Origin of the sequence: Corynebacterium oculi (assembly GCF_001412105.1) — a bacterium.
In the GTDB taxonomy this organism is placed as follows: Bacteria; Actinomycetota; Actinomycetes; order Mycobacteriales; family Mycobacteriaceae; genus Corynebacterium; species Corynebacterium oculi.
Map to the genome: position 1 here is coordinate 34,959 of NZ_LKST01000003.1, position 14,354 is coordinate 49,312.

The following is a 14,354-nucleotide window of genomic DNA, read 5'->3' on the forward strand; positions in this document are numbered from 1 at the left end:
CCAAAACGGTGCTCGTGAGTGGCGCTACCGGGGCAGTGGGGTCCGCAGCGGCGGCGCGGCTGATCCGCGTGCTTGGCCAGGGGGACCGCGTGGTGCTCCTCGGTCGTGACGTCAATCGCCTCGCGGCCACCGTCGCGGCGTGTACCGACGGTCAACCCGGGCCGACCGTGGAGACGGCGTTGCTCGATCTCAAGGATGATCCGAGGGCGGCGCTGGGTGCCACCCTTATCGAAGGAGACCTGGCCGTGCTCATTAACGCGGTGGGGCCTTCGTCGGTAAGCACCATACCGCTGGCCCGTGCGGCGCTGTCGTTGGGCCTGCACGTCGTGGACGCTCACGGCTCGGAGCGGATCATCGCTGAGCTCGACGGGGCCGCGCGGCGTGCCGGGCGAAGCGTCCTCCTCGGTGCCGGTGTGCAACCGGGATTAACCGGAGCGATGCTGACGGCGGCGCTGCGGCTGGTGGCAGATCCGAGCCGCGCGCGAGTGGAGATCGCCGTCGGCGGGCGCCAGCCGCTGACGACGGCGACGCTGCGCGAATACATTGACTCGCTTTCCGCCGACGGTGGCTGGCCGGGAGCGGTGTGGCGTGATGGCGCCGTGGTCAAGGGCGAGGCCTGCGGACCATCCGCAGCAGGATGGCGCCCCCCGAATGGGGCTTCGCTTAGCGTGCATCTCGACGAGGAATACGTGGACGCCGCCCGCATGGCTGGTGTCGCGTATCTGCGGGGAATCAACGTCATGGACGCCCCGGAGACTGTGCGAGAACTCCGCCGTCTTATCGCAGGGGAAGCCACGGCTGAGGATGTTGCCGCCGCATCCCGGAGGGAGAGCGAGCTAGAGCGGTACTTCCGCATCGCCGTGCGCATCCGGGCGGGGCACGAGACCGTGACCGCTGACTATCAATGCGCGGACAGCTACCGAGCGACCGGAAACTTTGCTGCGGAGGCGGCTCTGAGGCTATTCGCTGAGGCGCAGCAGGGAGCCCGGTGGGCGTATGCGAGCGGGGCCGCGTGGACCGGCGACGTGACGTTCACCTATGATCTCGATTCCCGGGGAGCCGTGGTCGTCGGAGCGGGCTTCGGTGCCCGCTACGCGGAGGCGCTCGCGGGCCCTGATTCACCAGCACCGCTGACGGCGATCGTCGGCACTGGCGGGCGAACCGGCCAAGCCCTCGCCCGCGACCTGGGGGTACGGTACTTCGCCGTCGGTGACACCACCGAGGTACCGAGCCTTCCCGGATTTCCCCGGGATACGGCAGTGGCCGTTATCGCCGTGCGCAGCGGGGTGGTCGGTGGGCAGGGGGACGCCCTTGCCGCAGGGTTCCTCCGCGCCGGGATCCCTGTGCTCCAGGAGCTGCCGGTTGATCCGGGTACCGTTGCCGCGTTGACCTCCCTGGCCCGCGAGCACGATACGACCTACCGGGTCACCGGCTTCTACGAGCACCTTGGTTCCGTCCGAGCGTTCATCGACGCGGTTCGCTCGCTTATCTTACGATCGACCGTCACCCACGTCCTGCTCCGCACGAGCCATCAGGTTCTTGACCGGGCGGCGCTGTTGCTCGCCGAGGCAGTGGGCGCGGTGCCTCTGGGAGACGCGCGCATCGCCCCCGGGGCTGCACCGGGCCGGTGGCTTATCTCTGGGATGTGGGGGAGAGTACCCGTTGACATCCTGCTGGATCACCGCATGGATCCACGTGACCCGGACAATCACTCCCAGCCGGTCGCTGCGGCGGTCGTCGAGACTGCCGATGGGGAACTGACGTGGGACGGTGTTGGCACACTCCCTCGCTGGTCGCAGCGCCCGCACATCGCAGGTGGGGCACTTACTGACCCGAACGGCGCGGTTGCGCAGGAGTGGGGGCGGGGACCCGTCCCGCCCACCTGGGGTGAACTCGTGGAAACCGCATGGCCAGAGGGCATTCGTCGCGCGGTCGCCGGGCTCCTCGATGCGGGCGCGGGGGAGAGCCGGCGCACGGTGTTCGTGCTGCGGTGGTGGCTGCGCGTCTCCTCCGCCCTCCCGGCGCCCGTGGACATCCGCTCCACGCCGCCGGTGCGGATGGACCCACCGCAGGAGGCGCACTGATGAGAAATATCCTCGTCCCCGTGCCGGGCTCGGCGGCACCCTCATCCACCATCGTGGTATTCCCACACGCCGGGGGAAGCCCCCGGCAGTACGCACCGTGGGGCCGGATCGCGGGATCGCAGGCTCGGGTGCTCGGGGTGACGTATCCCGGCCGGGATCATCGGTTGGGCGACGCGCACCCGGCGACGATGCGCGACCTCGCCGAGGAAATAGCCGCCGCTCTCGACGCCGCGTCTCCCCTCATACTCGCGGGCCATTCCCTCGGAGCGATCCTCGCCTATGAGACGCTGCTCGCCTGGCAGCGTGCGGGCGGGGGCGAGGGGACGACGCTCGTCGTCAGCGGGCAGACCTCCCCGGATCACGCGGGTGGCGGCACCCTGCACCTTGGGGCGGACGGTGCCCTCGTTGAGGCGTTGTCTCGCAGCAGCCCGGACACCGCCCGGGCTCTCGCCGAACCCGAGCTCGCGGCGTTGTACCTCCCGGCGATTCGCGAGGACTACCGCCTCATTGAGACATACTCCCCACCACCCCCGGGAAGTGCTACGACCCAGTCATCAATCGTCGTGGTGAAAGGATACGCCGATGAAGAGTTGATTACTGCTTCTGTTGCAGGGTGGCAGCGCCTGTCCCCTGACGTCCTCGGACCTGTCCTCGTGCCCGGGGATCACATGCACCATATTGATCGCCCGGAACTAGCCCAGATGTGTTGCGGCGGAGTTCTCCGTCATGCCGCCCGCACCCTACAGAGAAAGAGATAACCATGACCACAACCCGTATCTTGCGCCCGGTGCTGCCCGCCCTCGCAGCCGGCGTGATCCTCCAGGGGATCGGTTCCGCGATGACCATCGTGACTTATGTGGCGTTGGCTACCCTGACTGATCGCCTCCTTGGCGGTGACGTCGCCGTCGCCGGCCCCCTCCTGTGGTTCCTCACCGGCCTTGGGCTCAGCGCTCTCTTTGGCGCCGTGGCCCTGATGATTACGCACTTCGCGGACGTGCGCCTCCAAGCTCGCCTGCGGCTCACGCTCGCGGCGAAGCTGTCTCGGCTGCCCCTCGGGTGGTTCGATGATCGCTCCTCGGGGCGGGTGCGCCAGGCCGTCCAGAATGACGTTGATTCGCTGCACCAGCTCGTCGCCCACACCGTTGTGGAGATCGTCGCGGGCGTGCTTACTCCGCTTGCGGGTGTCGTCGTGTGTTTCCTTCTTGACTGGCGGCTTGGCCTCGTAGCCCTGATCCCCGGCGTGCTCTACGCCGTGGTGTTCAGCGTTCTGGCCCGGGGCTCCAACCGGGAGGTCATGGACCGTATCCATGAGGGCCTCGCCGGGGTTTCTGACGCGGTGGTGGAGTACGTCAACGGCGTGGCCGTGCTCAAGATCTTCAACCACGGGGAGGAGGGGTCGCGCCGGTTCACCGAGCGCTCGGATGCCTTCCTGCGCAACTTTGCGGCGTTGGTTGCCCCGCAGATGCGTGCTCAGTCCGTTGCCGTGGTCTTTCTGTCCGCGGCCTTCGCTGGGGCGGTCGAGTTGGCCTTCGGCGCGTGGTTCGTTCACGCGGGGTGGAGCCGTCCGGCGGACGTGCTCGTGGTCACCGTCATCGCCATGCTCCTGCCGGCGAGCCTTCAGACCCTCGCCCTCGGCAACCAGGCCCGCACCCAGGCTATCGACGCCGCCGGGCGCGTTGTCGAGATCCTTGACGAGCCCGAGCTACCGGTGACCGATTCCCCCCGGCGCCCGGAGCGGCCCTATAGCGTCACCTTGCGGGACGTTACTTTCTCTTATGGCACGGATACCCCGGCGGTGGACGGGGTGACGGCGGAGATCCCCGCCGGTGGCGTCACCGCCCTCGTCGGACCGTCCGGGTCGGGTAAGTCCACCCTGGCCGCCCTCATCGCTCGGTTCCGGGACGCGGACGCGGGCTCCGTGGCCGTCGGCGGTGTGGACGTGCGGGATATGGATCCAGAGGTGCTGCGGCGCACCGTCGGCACCGTGTTTCAGGACACGGGACTGCTGTCCATGTCCGTCATCGACAACATTCGTCTCAGCGCCCCGGACGCGCCAAAGGAACGGGTCATTGAGGCCGCGCGGGCGGCGAATATCCACGAGCGCATTCTCGCCCTGCCCCGTGGGTATGACTCGGTGATTGGCGAGGACGCCCGCCTCTCCGGCGGAGAGGCTCAGCGCATTGGCATCGCCCGCGCGCTGCTCGCGGACAACCCGGTGCTCATTCTCGACGAGGCCACGTCCGCGACCGACCCCGAATCCGAGACCGCCGTCCAGGAGGGGCTCACTCGACTCACGCGCGGCCGGACGGTTGTGGTCATCGCCCACCGTCTCACCACCATCGCGGACGCGGATCGCATCCTCGTCATGGATCGGGGGGCCGTGGTCGAGTCCGGGACGCATGGCGAGCTTCTGGCTCGCGGCGGCCTGTACGCCCGCATGTGGGAAGACATGGAACAATCCACCGAACAGGAGGCCACCCGATGATCCGCTCGTTGCTTGCCCTTACCGATGGCCAGGATACCCGGCGTATGCACCGGGTCCTCGCCCTCGCCGTCGCGGCCGGAATCACACAGGGCATCGCGATCCTGCTCATGGTTCCCGTTTTCACCGCGCTTTTCCGCGCCGATTGGCCCGCAACGGTCCGGGCGCTCATTGTTCTTGGCGTTGCGTTGCTTCTCCATTCCGTCATCATGGCCGTCGCCACGAGCTCCGGGTTCACCGGCTCGCTCGGCGTGATCCGCTCGATGCACCGGGGCCTGGGGAGTACGCTGCTTCGCCTACCGCTGAGCTGGTTTGGCCCGGAGTCGCAGGGCCGAGCGTCTCACTCCGCGGTGCGGGGAACGCTCTTCGTGGCCACGGCGGCGATGGACGTGCTCGTTCCCCTCACCGTGAGCATCACGGCCCCGGCGACGATCGCCGTCGGGGCGCTGCTGCTGGACTGGCGGGTCGGGTTGGCGCTCATGGCCGCCGGGCCGGTCGTGTACCTGTCCTCCCGGGTTGCCGCCCGGTGGGAATCCGCGGGGGAGGAGCGGGTTCGGGGGGTTCGTGCGGATACGGATTCCCGGCTGCTGGAGTTCGCTCGAGGCCAGCAGGTTTTGCGCTCCTCCGGCATCGCTGCGGACTATCCGCCGCTGCACCGGGCGATTGATCGGCAGCGGGAGCTGGGCCGCCGGGCGTTGTGGCTGTCCGTCGGCGGGATGGTGCTCCAGGGGTTTGTCCTCCAGTTCATCCTCGGCGCGGTCTCGGCGCTCGCGGTGTGGACGGCCACCGGAGGCGGCGATGCCGTGACGGCGGTGGCGCTCGTCGGCCTCGTTGCCCTCGCCGTCGGGCCGCTGCGGGTGGTGTCGTCCATGTCCACGGCCCTGCACCAGTCGAAGGAGGAGATCGACGACGTCCGCGCGCTGCTGACCACGCCCGGTCTGCCGGAGCCCGCCGAGGCGGTGGCCTTCCCGGAGCGCGCCGACGTCCGCCTCCGCGACGTTCGCTTCAGCTATGGCGAACACCGGGTGCTCGACGGCGTGGATCTCACGGTCCCGGATCGAACGTACACCGCGCTCGTCGGCCCCTCGGGTTCCGGCAAGACGACCATCGTCCGGCTCATCGCCCGGCTATGGGACGTCGATTCCGGCTCCGTGGAGATCGGCGGCGTGGATCTACGGGATATGACGACGACCGACCTCTATGGCCATATATCGATGATCTTCCAGGACGTCTATCTCTTCGACGACACCCTGTGGGCGAACATCGCCCTCGGTGACCCCTCGGCGAGCCCGGAGGAGATCCGCGCGGCAGCCGACCGGGCGCACGTCACGGAGATCGCCGATCGCCTCGCCGAGGGCTGGGATACCCGCGTCGGTGAGGGAGGAAGCCTACTTTCCGGGGGCGAGCGGCAGCGCGTGTCCATTGCTCGGGCGCTACTGCGCAAGGCCCCGCTTGTTGTATGCGACGAGCCGAGCAGCGCTCTTGACCCCACGACCCGCCGGGCCGTGACCGAGGCCCTCGCGGATCTATCCCGCGAGGCAACCGTGGTGGTGGTCGCCCACCAGCTAGAGACCATTCGCGGCGCAGACCAGATCCTCCTGCTTGAGGGCGGGCGGATCGCGGCCCGGGGCACCCACGAGGAACTCGCCCGGGGCGACGAGCGCTACCGGCGGTTCTGGTCCCTCCGCGAGGAAGCCGGCCGCTGGAACCTCGCGGCCGATCGACAATCAAACTAGGATCGACAATCAAACTAGGTACGAAAGGAATCATACCCATGAGAACCCCTCTCTCCGGCCGTGACCTCGTCACCGTCGGTATCTTCACGGTGATCCTCGCGGTCATCAACGTTCTGTGCAACGCCATCGGGGTGTTCGGCCCGGAGGTTCAACCCTTCGGGGCCGTCACCGCGGTCATCATCAATGGCATCCCTTTCGCGCTGTTCATCAGGCGCGTCCAGGGCTTTGGCCTCGTGACTATCACGGCCACGCTGCTGAGCCTCATCTCCGGGCTGCTTGGCGACGCCTTTGTGGGTGTGCCGATTGCCTTCCTCCTCGGCCTCCTCGCGGACCTGATTATCCGCAGCGGGGGCTACCGGGACGCCCGGCGCACGATTCTCGGCTACGGCATCTTTGGCATCTATCCCATCGGTTCTTTGTTGCCTCTGTTGTTCATGCGCGATGACATCGTCGCCCGGTACGCCGAGCACTCCGATCCCGAGTGGGCCCAGCGCTTCAGCGATTTCCTCTCCATGCCGATGATCGTCGCGATGATTGTGATTCTCTTCGTCGCCGCGCTCATCGGCGGGTGGATCGGCCAGCGCGTCCTGCGATCCTATTTTTCTCGTGCGGGCCTTTGATCCTCGCGCCGCCCTCGTTGCCCTTGTTATCATCAACGTCTCCCTGCTGGCCGTGGGAACGGAGCCGCTTGAGATGGTCGGGGCGGTGATTGTCGCGGTGGCCCTGCTGTCCGCGAGGCGGCCTGTTCTCGCTGCTATCGTCCTCGCCCTTGAGGCGGTGTTGGTCTACGCCGCCTTGCCTGCCCTGGTGGCTTTCGCGTTCACCTTTACCTACCGCTTCCTCCTCGTGGGGTTGTTGTCGTGGGTGCTGCTCGGCGGGATCACCACCGGCTCGCTCCTCTCGGCGCTGGGGTGGGCGAGGGTGCCCCGGGTGCTGGTGGTTCCGGCGGTCGTCGCTGTGCGGTTTCTGCCGGTGGTCGTGGACGATGCCCGCACTATCCGCGATAATCTCGTCCTCCGGGGCATCGTGTCCTCGGGGCCGGCGTTGTTCCTGCACCCGGTGACGGCGGTTCGCCGGGCGGTGCTGCCGCTCGTGGCGAGTTCCGTGCGCACCGGGGACGAACTTTCCGCCTCTGCGCTGCTTCGGGGCCTGGGAAGCACGCGCACGCCCACCCCCGTCGTGCTCCTGCGGCTGCGGTGGGCGGATGCGCTGCTCCTTCTCATCGCGGTCGCGGTGGGTGCGCTTGCCGTCCAACAATCCATCGGAGGTTAGAAGATGCATTCATCCCGCCCGGTTGTTCACGCCCGTGGCCTCACCCTCACCACCGAGCAGACCGTCCTCCTCGACGACGTGAACCTTAGGGTCGATCCTGGCGAGGCGGTTCTTATCACCGGGCGCTCCGGGGCGGGGAAGTCCTCGCTACTGCGCGTGCTCAACGGACTCGTTCCGCACGTGTATCCCGGGAGCCTGTCCGGGAGCGTCGAGGTCGGCGGGATCGACCCGGCCACGGCCGACCTCGCCGTCACGGGCCGCATCGCTGCCACCGTGTTCCAGAATCCCCGCACCCAATTCTTTGCCACGGACGTGCTCTCCGAGATCGCCCTTGGGGCATCGAACGCGGGGCTGCCCAGGGAGGACATTCTCAGAAGAATAGACGAGGCCGCCGAGCGCTTTGAGCTCACCGGCCTGCTGGGGCGCGGCATGACGGAACTCAGCGGCGGCGAACGGCAACGGGTGGCGCTCGCCGCCGCCGTGGTGTCCCGGCCGCGGCTCTACCTGCTCGACGAGCCGACCGCGAACCTCGACGCCGCGAGCACCCGCCACTTCGCCGAGGCGGTGCGGGATCTGCGGGAATCTGGGGCGACGCTCATCATCGCCGAGCACCGGCTGCATCACCTCGTGGGCGTGGTGGACCGGGTGGTGCGGATGGAGGGCGGGCGCATCGTCAGTGACCTCCCCGCCGAGGAATTCTGGGCCATGCCCCGGGCGGGGCTTCGCTCATTCGAGGAGCCCCCGGAGAATCCGCTTCCCCCGGCGTCGCTCGGCGGCGACGGACTGACCGTGGAGAACGCGCGGTTTCCCCGAGGCGCGGTGACGTGCGTGACGGGCCGCAACGGCGCGGGGAAGTCCACGCTGCTGCGCATGGTCGTTGGCCTCCACAAGGCCAAGGGGAAGGTGCGGCTGGACGGGAAGGAACTTTCTCCCCGGCGGCGCCGGGCGGTGTGCGCGGCGGTCATGCAAGACGTCAACCGCCAGTTATTCGGCGAAAGCGTCGAGGACGAGTTGCGGCTTGGCCTGCGTGGCAGGCGAGACTTCCGAGCGCTGCTCGCCTCGCTCGGGTTGGCGGGACTGGAGGACCGGCACCCGCTGAGCCTCTCCGGTGGGCAGCGGCAGCGCCTGGCGGTGGCGACCGCGCGGATCGCGGAGGCGGAGGTCATCGTCTTTGACGAACCGACCTCCGGGCTGGACCTTGAGGCGATGGAACAGATGGCCGAGGTCATACGATCCTGCGCCGAGCAGGGGGCCGTGGTGATCGTGGTGACGCACGACCGTGAACTCGTGGATCGCGTTGGCGATTATGAGCTGAGGGTTATTCCTCCCCAAACTCCCGCTCGATCAGGTGCAGGGGGGTAAACAGGGAATCGTCCTGCTGGTTGCCCGCGGCGAGCACGCCCACCACGTTGCCGTCCCGATCCATGAGCGGCCCGCCGGAGTTCCCGGCGTAGGTGACCACGTTGGAGTTGATGAGGATGCTGGGGTATTTGTTGTCGCTCAGGATGATGCGCCGGGGCGTGGCCTCCGTGATGATCCCGGTGCTGTAGTTATCGGAGGAGCGGAATTGCGCGTAGTCGCCGTTGCGGAGCGCCGCGGAGTCGCCCCGCCCCACGTGCCCGGTCACCTGGACGTCCGGGTTGAGGGCGATCTGCACGACGTCGAGGGGGAGGGAGAGATCGGAACCCAATCCGGTGATGGTGCCCAGGGCCTTCCCGGTGTGGAGGGAATAGATGGTATCGCCCACGCTCCAGGTGCCCTCCCCGCAGTGCAGGGCGGTGTAGGCGGTGTGCTCATCGACGATGCTGAGCGTGCACATGTACCCCTCCGTGGCGTGGATCGCGGCACCCTGCTGGATGGTGGTGCTGGCGTGCGCGGCGGGGGCGAAGGCGGTGAGGGCGAGGGCGACCCCGAGGAGGGAGCGGGTAATTTTCATGGAAGTTTAAGTTACCCTTGCTGCGCCACCACGTTCAAGATCTCCTCCGCCAATTCGGGTCGGCAGATCAGCAGATCGGGAATGTAGGTGTCCTTGTTGTTATAGGTGAGTTCGCTGCCGTCGAGCCGCGAGCAGTGCAGCCCCGCGGCCTTGGCCACGCCCACGGGGGCGGCCTGATCCCATTCGTACTGACCACCGGCGTGAACGTAGGCGTCGCAATCGCCCAGGAGCACGTGCATGGCCTTGGCCCCCGCCGAGCCCAGGGGCATGAGGTCAAAGCCCAGGGCCTCGGCCACGGCGGTGGCGATCGCCGGCGGACGGCGCCGCGACACCGCGATCTTGCGGGCGTAGGGCCCGGCGACGGCGCGCACGTCGCTGGAATCAAACACCACCCCGAGGTCCGGCAGCCCCACGGCGGCGTGAATGGGCACGCCGTTTTCCACCAGGGCGATGTGCACGGCCCAGTCCTGGCGGCCGGTGGCAAACTCCTTGGTGCCGTCGAGGGGATCGACGATCCACACGCGCTCCTTGCCCAGGCGGTCGAGGTCGTCGGAGGCCTCCTCGGAGAGGAAGCCGTCACCGGGGCGGTGCTGCTCCAGCACGCGGGAGATCCAGCTTTGGGCCAGCTCGTCCCCGGCGTCCCCGAGGTTCCTGCCGCCCAGGAGCCCCACGTTGCGGATGCCCTTGAGGATCTCCGCGGCCCCCTGGGCGAGGTGGTGGGTGAGGCGGGCGTCAGAAAGCACAGTCATGCCCGTTATTTTATCCCTTTGGTTAGATTTAGGCATGGCCGCTTTTGATCGTTTTCACCCGCGCGTCTCTGCCTGGTTTCAGCAGCGCCTGGGCTCACCCACCCCGGTGCAGGAGCAGGCCTGGGAGGCCATCGGCCGCGGACGCAACGCGCTCGTGGTGGCCCCCACCGGCTCGGGCAAGACGCTCGCGGCCTTCCTCACCGCGATCAGCAGGCTTATCGACGCCCCGCCCGGCGTCAAGGTTCTCTATATCTCCCCGCTCAAAGCCCTGGGCGCGGACGTGGAGCGCAACCTGCGCCGCCCCATCGAGGAGATGGGTCTGGGCATTACGGTGGGGGTGCGCTCGGGGGACACCCCGCAATCGGAACGCCGAAAACTCGTGCGCAACCCGCCGGACATTCTCATCACCACCCCGGAATCCGCGTACCTCATGCTTACCTCTCGCGCCGCCGCGATCCTGGACACCGTGCACACCGTCATCGTGGACGAGGTTCACGCCCTGGCCGGAAGCAAGCGCGGCACCCACCTGGCCCTGAGCCTGGAACGCCTGGCCAAGCGCGCGAACTTCCAGCGCATCGGGCTTTCCGCCACGGTGCGCCCGCTGGAAACCGTGGCGGCCTTCCTGGGCAGGGACGTGGAGATCATCGCCCCGCCCTCCCGCAAGAGGTGGAACCTGCGGGTCCACGGGATCGACGTGGAGGAACTGGCGGCCAACGTGTACCGGCAGGTGATGTCCGCCCGATCCACGCTCGTGTTCGTGAACTCGCGGCGCGCGGCGGAAAAGCTCACCTCGAGGATCAACGAACTCTACGCCGAGCACCACGAGCCGGAAGCCCTCTCACCGCCCCTGCGGCGCGATCCCGCCCAACTGATGAAGCACACCGACACCGCAGGTCACGCGCCCACGTTCATCGCCCGCGCCCATCATGGTTCCGTATCCACCGAGGAACGAGCCGAGATCGAGGCGGCGCTCAAGGCCGGGCGGCTCCGCGCGGTGGTGGCCACCTCCTCCCTCGAACTGGGCATCGACATGGGGGCCGTGGACCTGGTGATCCAGGTGGATTCCCCGCTCTCCGTGGCAGCCGGGTTGCAGCGGGTGGGGCGCGCCGGGCACGCGGTGGGGGAGGTCTCCACCGGGGAGTTTTACCCCCAGCACCCCGCCGATCTTTTCCAGATGGCGGTGATCGTCTCCCGCATGGGCCAGGGCCGCATCGAGGAGATCCACGTTCCGCGCAATCCCCTGGACGTGCTGGCCCAGCAGACCATCGCGGAGGCCTCCCAGCGCGACACCCCGGTGGAGGAGTGGTACGCCACGGTGCGGCGCGCCTACCCCTACCGCGACCTGCCCAGGGAGGCCTTCGACTCCGTCATCAACCTGGTCACCGGCTACTACCCGGCCACGGACTTCGCGGAACTCAAACCGCACCTCGTGCTCAGCGAGGGGGTGCTCAAGGCCCGCCCCAGCGCGCAGCGCACCGCCGTGACCTCGGGCGGCACGATCCCCGATCGCGGGCTCTTCGGGGTGTTCCTCCTCGGCGGCGATCAGGGTGCGCGCCGGGTGGGGGAGCTAGACGAGGAGATGGTGTACGAATCCCGAGTGGGTGACGTGTTCACCCTGGGTGCGAGCAGTTGGCGGATCGAGGAGATCACCAGGGATCAGGTGCTGGTCAGCCCCGCGCCGGGGCACACCGGGCGGCTGCCCTTCTGGAACGGCGATCAAACCGGCCGCCCCGCCGAGCTCGGCCGCGCGGTTGGCGCGGCGCGGCGGGAGGTGGCGTCGATAAGCGCGAACCTGAGCCCCCAGGCCCGCCGTGACATCGAGGAATACCTCCGGGATCAGCACGAAGCCACCAAGGTGATCCCCGACGAGCGCACCCTGGTGCTGGAACGCTTCCGCGACGAGCTGGGAGACTGGCGCGCGATCCTGCACAGCCCCTACGGGCGCGGGGTCAACGCCGCCTGGGCGCTGGCCATCGGGGCGGAATACGCCACCGACGAGGGAATCGTGATGCGGGTATCCACCGAGGCCCCGCCCACCGCGGCCCTCTTTGCCCTCCAGGACCCCGCCGCCGAGGTGGCCGCCAAGGTCAGCGAGTCCGCGCTCTTCGCCGCGCGTTTCCGCGAATGCGCCGCCCGCGCCCTGCTGCTGCCGCGCCGACACCCCGGACGGCGCTCCCCGCTGTGGCAGCAACGCCACCGCGCGGCGAAACTCCTCGACGCCGCCCGCCGCTACCCCTCCTTTCCCATCGTCCTGGAGACCGTGCGCGAATGCCTCCAGGACGTCTACGATCTCCCCGCCCTCGAGGAACTCCACCGAGACATCGTCCGGAAGCGGGTGAGGATCGTGGAGGTGACCACCACCAGCCCCAGCCCCTTCGCCGCCACCATGCTCTTTACCTACACCGGGGCCTTCATGTACGAGGGCGACCGCCCCCAGGCGGAAAGCCACCTCGACTCCGCTCTGCTCTCCTCCCTGCTGGGGGAGACGGACCTGCGCGAGATCCTCGATCCCGAACTCCTGGCCGAGCAGCCCCGCCTGCCGCGCACCCCCGAGGAGTTTGCCGATCGCCTCCGCGAGGCGGGCCCCGCGCCGATCACCCCGGAAAACGAGGCCCTGGCCACAGAACTAGGGGAGCGGGTCATCCGCATTGACCTGGCCGGGAGGCCCCACTTCGCCCAGGCAGCGGACGCCCTGATCCTCGACCAACCCGCGCAATTGCTTTCCCGGTGGGCGCGTCACCACGGGCCCTTCACGGCGTCGGAAGCACGCGAGGCACTGGGCGTGAACCCGGAGACGTTGGCGGAGTTGCCGCTGGTGCGCGGGCGATTCCGGCACGTGGTAGAGGAGCAGGAATATTGCGACCCGGACGTGCTGGACCGCCTGCGCCGACTCTCCCTGGCGCGGGCCCGCCGGGCCACGGAGCCGGTGAGCCCGGAGAAGTACGCGAACTTCCTGCTGGACTGGCAGCACATCACCACGCCCCTGCGCGGTATCGACGGGCTCTACGAGGTGATCGAGCAGCTTGCCGGGGTGAGCCTGACCGCGCGGGAGTGGGAGGAACGGGCGCTGCCGGCGCGGGTGGCGGACTACGCTCCGCCGATGCTCGACGAGCTGACCTCTTCTGGAGAGGTGCGCATCGTGGGGGCCGGTTCCGGGGTCATGCTGCTGCCCTATGACTACGCCCCCGAGCTTCCCGAACTCAGCCCCGAGCAGGAGGAGGTGCTGGGGGCCTTCGATCGCGCGTACCTATTCCAGGAGTTGCTGCACAAGGTCTCGCTGGATTCCGCGACGCTGCGCGGCACGCTGTGGTCGCTGGTGGGCATGGGGGCGGTGAGCCCGGATTCCTTCTCCCGGCTGCGCGCCCGGGATACGGGGGAGGTGCGGCGTCGCACGCCCGCCGACACCCTGGGCCGCTGGAGCCGCACGCGCCCCGGCGAGGTCATCATGGAGGACCAGTGGCTGCGGCGCTATGGGGTGGTGGCGCGCGGCAGCGTCACGGCCGAGGGCGGGAACTTCGCCCGCGCCTACAAGGTGCTCTCCCGCTACGAGGAGGCGGGCAAGGCCATGCGCGGCATGTTCATCGAGGGGCTGGGCGCGGCGCAGTTCTCCTCCCCGGCGGTGATCGACATGCTGCGCGACGCCCCCTCTGAGCCCACGGTGGTGCTGGCGGCGAGCGATCCGGCCAATCCTTTCGGCGCGGCACTGCCCTGGCCAAGGGCGGGGCTCTCGCGCTCCTCCGGCGCCCTGGTGGTGCTTTCCGACGGCCGTCTGCGGGCATATCTGCGCGGGAAAAGTCTGGTTGTACTGGGGGAGCCGGGGGAGGTGGTGGCGGCGCTGCGTGGCGGCGGCGCGGTGGAGAAAATCGATGGAAAACCGGCCCTTACCCACCCACTTTTGGCTGATCTCCGTGCGGCGGGCGCGCGGATTACCCCGCGTGGCCTGCGATTTTAAAATTTTCCGCGCCCGCACAATGTGATGGGCAAGCACCCTATATTCTTATACCAAAAGATGTTCTAGGCTGTGCTCAGCGGGTAGGACGCACCACGGTGAGCGTCCAGCAGGATAAGTGCGGTCCAGAACGAGAGGATCGTGAA

General features: G+C 68.4%; 10 protein-coding genes and 1 pseudogene. 9 read left to right on the plus strand and 2 right to left on the minus strand.

The window, feature by feature from the left end:
• Positions 1-14 precede the first annotated feature (14 nt).
• The 8 genes and pseudogenes from Cocul_RS07580 to Cocul_RS13165 all read left to right on the plus strand — a co-directional run bounded on the left by Cocul_RS07580 (position 15) and on the right by Cocul_RS13165 (position 8,936).
• The gene (locus tag Cocul_RS07580) at positions 15-2,084 is read left to right on the plus strand and encodes a Gfo/Idh/MocA family oxidoreductase (protein WP_160318501.1); all 2,070 of its coding nucleotides are present in this window, start codon (positions 15-17) and stop codon (positions 2,082-2,084) included.
• Positions 2,084-2,842 (plus strand): thioesterase II family protein, encoded by a 759-nt coding sequence (locus Cocul_RS07585; RefSeq protein ID WP_055122701.1) that lies wholly within the window; start codon positions 2,084-2,086, stop codon positions 2,840-2,842. The genes Cocul_RS07580 and Cocul_RS07585 overlap by 1 nt, the downstream gene beginning before the upstream one ends.
• A 2-nt stretch (positions 2,843-2,844) precedes the next feature.
• Positions 2,845-4,569, plus strand: coding sequence for an ABC transporter ATP-binding protein (locus Cocul_RS07590; RefSeq protein ID WP_082422238.1), 1,725 nt, complete (start codon positions 2,845-2,847; stop codon positions 4,567-4,569).
• Entirely contained in the window at positions 4,566-6,302 is a 1,737-nt protein-coding gene (locus Cocul_RS07595) for an ABC transporter ATP-binding protein (RefSeq protein WP_055122702.1), read from the plus strand. Before Cocul_RS07590 ends, Cocul_RS07595 begins: the two co-directional genes overlap by 4 nt.
• A 38-nt stretch (positions 6,303-6,340) precedes the next feature.
• The gene (locus tag Cocul_RS07600) at positions 6,341-6,922 is read left to right on the plus strand and encodes an MptD family putative ECF transporter S component (RefSeq protein ID WP_055122703.1); all 582 of its coding nucleotides are present in this window, start codon (positions 6,341-6,343) and stop codon (positions 6,920-6,922) included.
• A complete protein-coding gene (locus Cocul_RS07605; RefSeq protein ID WP_245622160.1) occupies positions 6,909-7,574 on the plus strand; it encodes a CbiQ family ECF transporter T component in 666 nt (221 codons plus the stop codon). Before Cocul_RS07600 ends, Cocul_RS07605 begins: the two co-directional genes overlap by 14 nt.
• A gap of 81 nt (positions 7,575-7,655) precedes the next feature.
• Positions 7,656-8,168 (plus strand): annotated as a pseudogene (locus Cocul_RS13160) (ABC transporter ATP-binding protein); the annotation flags it as partial.
• Positions 8,169-8,279: 111 nt separating this feature from the next.
• Positions 8,280-8,936, plus strand: coding sequence for an ATP-binding cassette domain-containing protein (locus Cocul_RS13165; RefSeq protein ID WP_425388786.1), 657 nt, complete (start codon positions 8,280-8,282; stop codon positions 8,934-8,936).
• Here Cocul_RS13165 and Cocul_RS07615 read toward each other — a convergent pair.
• Both Cocul_RS07615 and Cocul_RS07620 read right to left on the minus strand, forming a co-directional pair.
• Positions 8,893-9,510 carry a trypsin-like serine protease gene (locus Cocul_RS07615; RefSeq protein ID WP_055122706.1) on the minus strand — a complete coding sequence of 206 codons (618 nt, stop codon included), beginning with the start codon at positions 9,508-9,510 and terminating at the stop codon, positions 8,893-8,895. The two genes, Cocul_RS13165 and Cocul_RS07615, sit on opposite strands and share 44 nt — an antisense overlap.
• A gap of 11 nt (positions 9,511-9,521) precedes the next feature.
• Positions 9,522-10,259 carry a 3'(2'),5'-bisphosphate nucleotidase CysQ gene (locus tag Cocul_RS07620; RefSeq protein ID WP_055122707.1) on the minus strand — a complete coding sequence of 246 codons (738 nt, stop codon included), beginning with the start codon at positions 10,257-10,259 and terminating at the stop codon, positions 9,522-9,524.
• A 34-nt stretch (positions 10,260-10,293) separates the two neighbouring features.
• Here Cocul_RS07620 and Cocul_RS07625 point away from each other — a divergent pair, with 34 nt between their 5' ends.
• Positions 10,294-14,211: a DEAD/DEAH box helicase gene (locus Cocul_RS07625; RefSeq protein WP_055122708.1), complete on the plus strand. Its 3,918-nt coding sequence runs from the start codon at positions 10,294-10,296 to the stop codon at positions 14,209-14,211.
• Positions 14,212-14,354 lie beyond the last annotated feature (143 nt).

Excerpts from the sequence above, each read along its gene's own strand:
- Cocul_RS07585 (WP_055122701.1), top strand. The coding sequence starts at position 2,084 with ATGAGAAATATCCTCGTCCCCGTGCCGGGCTCGGCGGCACCCTCATCC.
- Cocul_RS07590 (WP_082422238.1), top strand. The coding sequence starts at position 2,845 with ATGACCACAACCCGTATCTTGCGCCCGGTGCTGCCCGCCCTCGCAGCC.
- Cocul_RS07595 (WP_055122702.1), top strand. The coding sequence starts at position 4,566 with ATGATCCGCTCGTTGCTTGCCCTTACCGATGGCCAGGATACCCGGCGT.
- Cocul_RS07600 (WP_055122703.1), top strand. The coding sequence starts at position 6,341 with ATGAGAACCCCTCTCTCCGGCCGTGACCTCGTCACCGTCGGTATCTTC.
- Cocul_RS13165 (WP_425388786.1), top strand. The coding sequence starts at position 8,280 with ATGCCCCGGGCGGGGCTTCGCTCATTCGAGGAGCCCCCGGAGAATCCG.
- Cocul_RS07615 (WP_055122706.1), bottom strand. The coding sequence starts at position 9,510 with ATGAAAATTACCCGCTCCCTCCTCGGGGTCGCCCTCGCCCTCACCGCC.
- Cocul_RS07620 (WP_055122707.1), bottom strand. The coding sequence starts at position 10,259 with ATGACTGTGCTTTCTGACGCCCGCCTCACCCACCACCTCGCCCAGGGG.
- Cocul_RS07625 (WP_055122708.1), top strand. The coding sequence starts at position 10,294 with ATGGCCGCTTTTGATCGTTTTCACCCGCGCGTCTCTGCCTGGTTTCAG.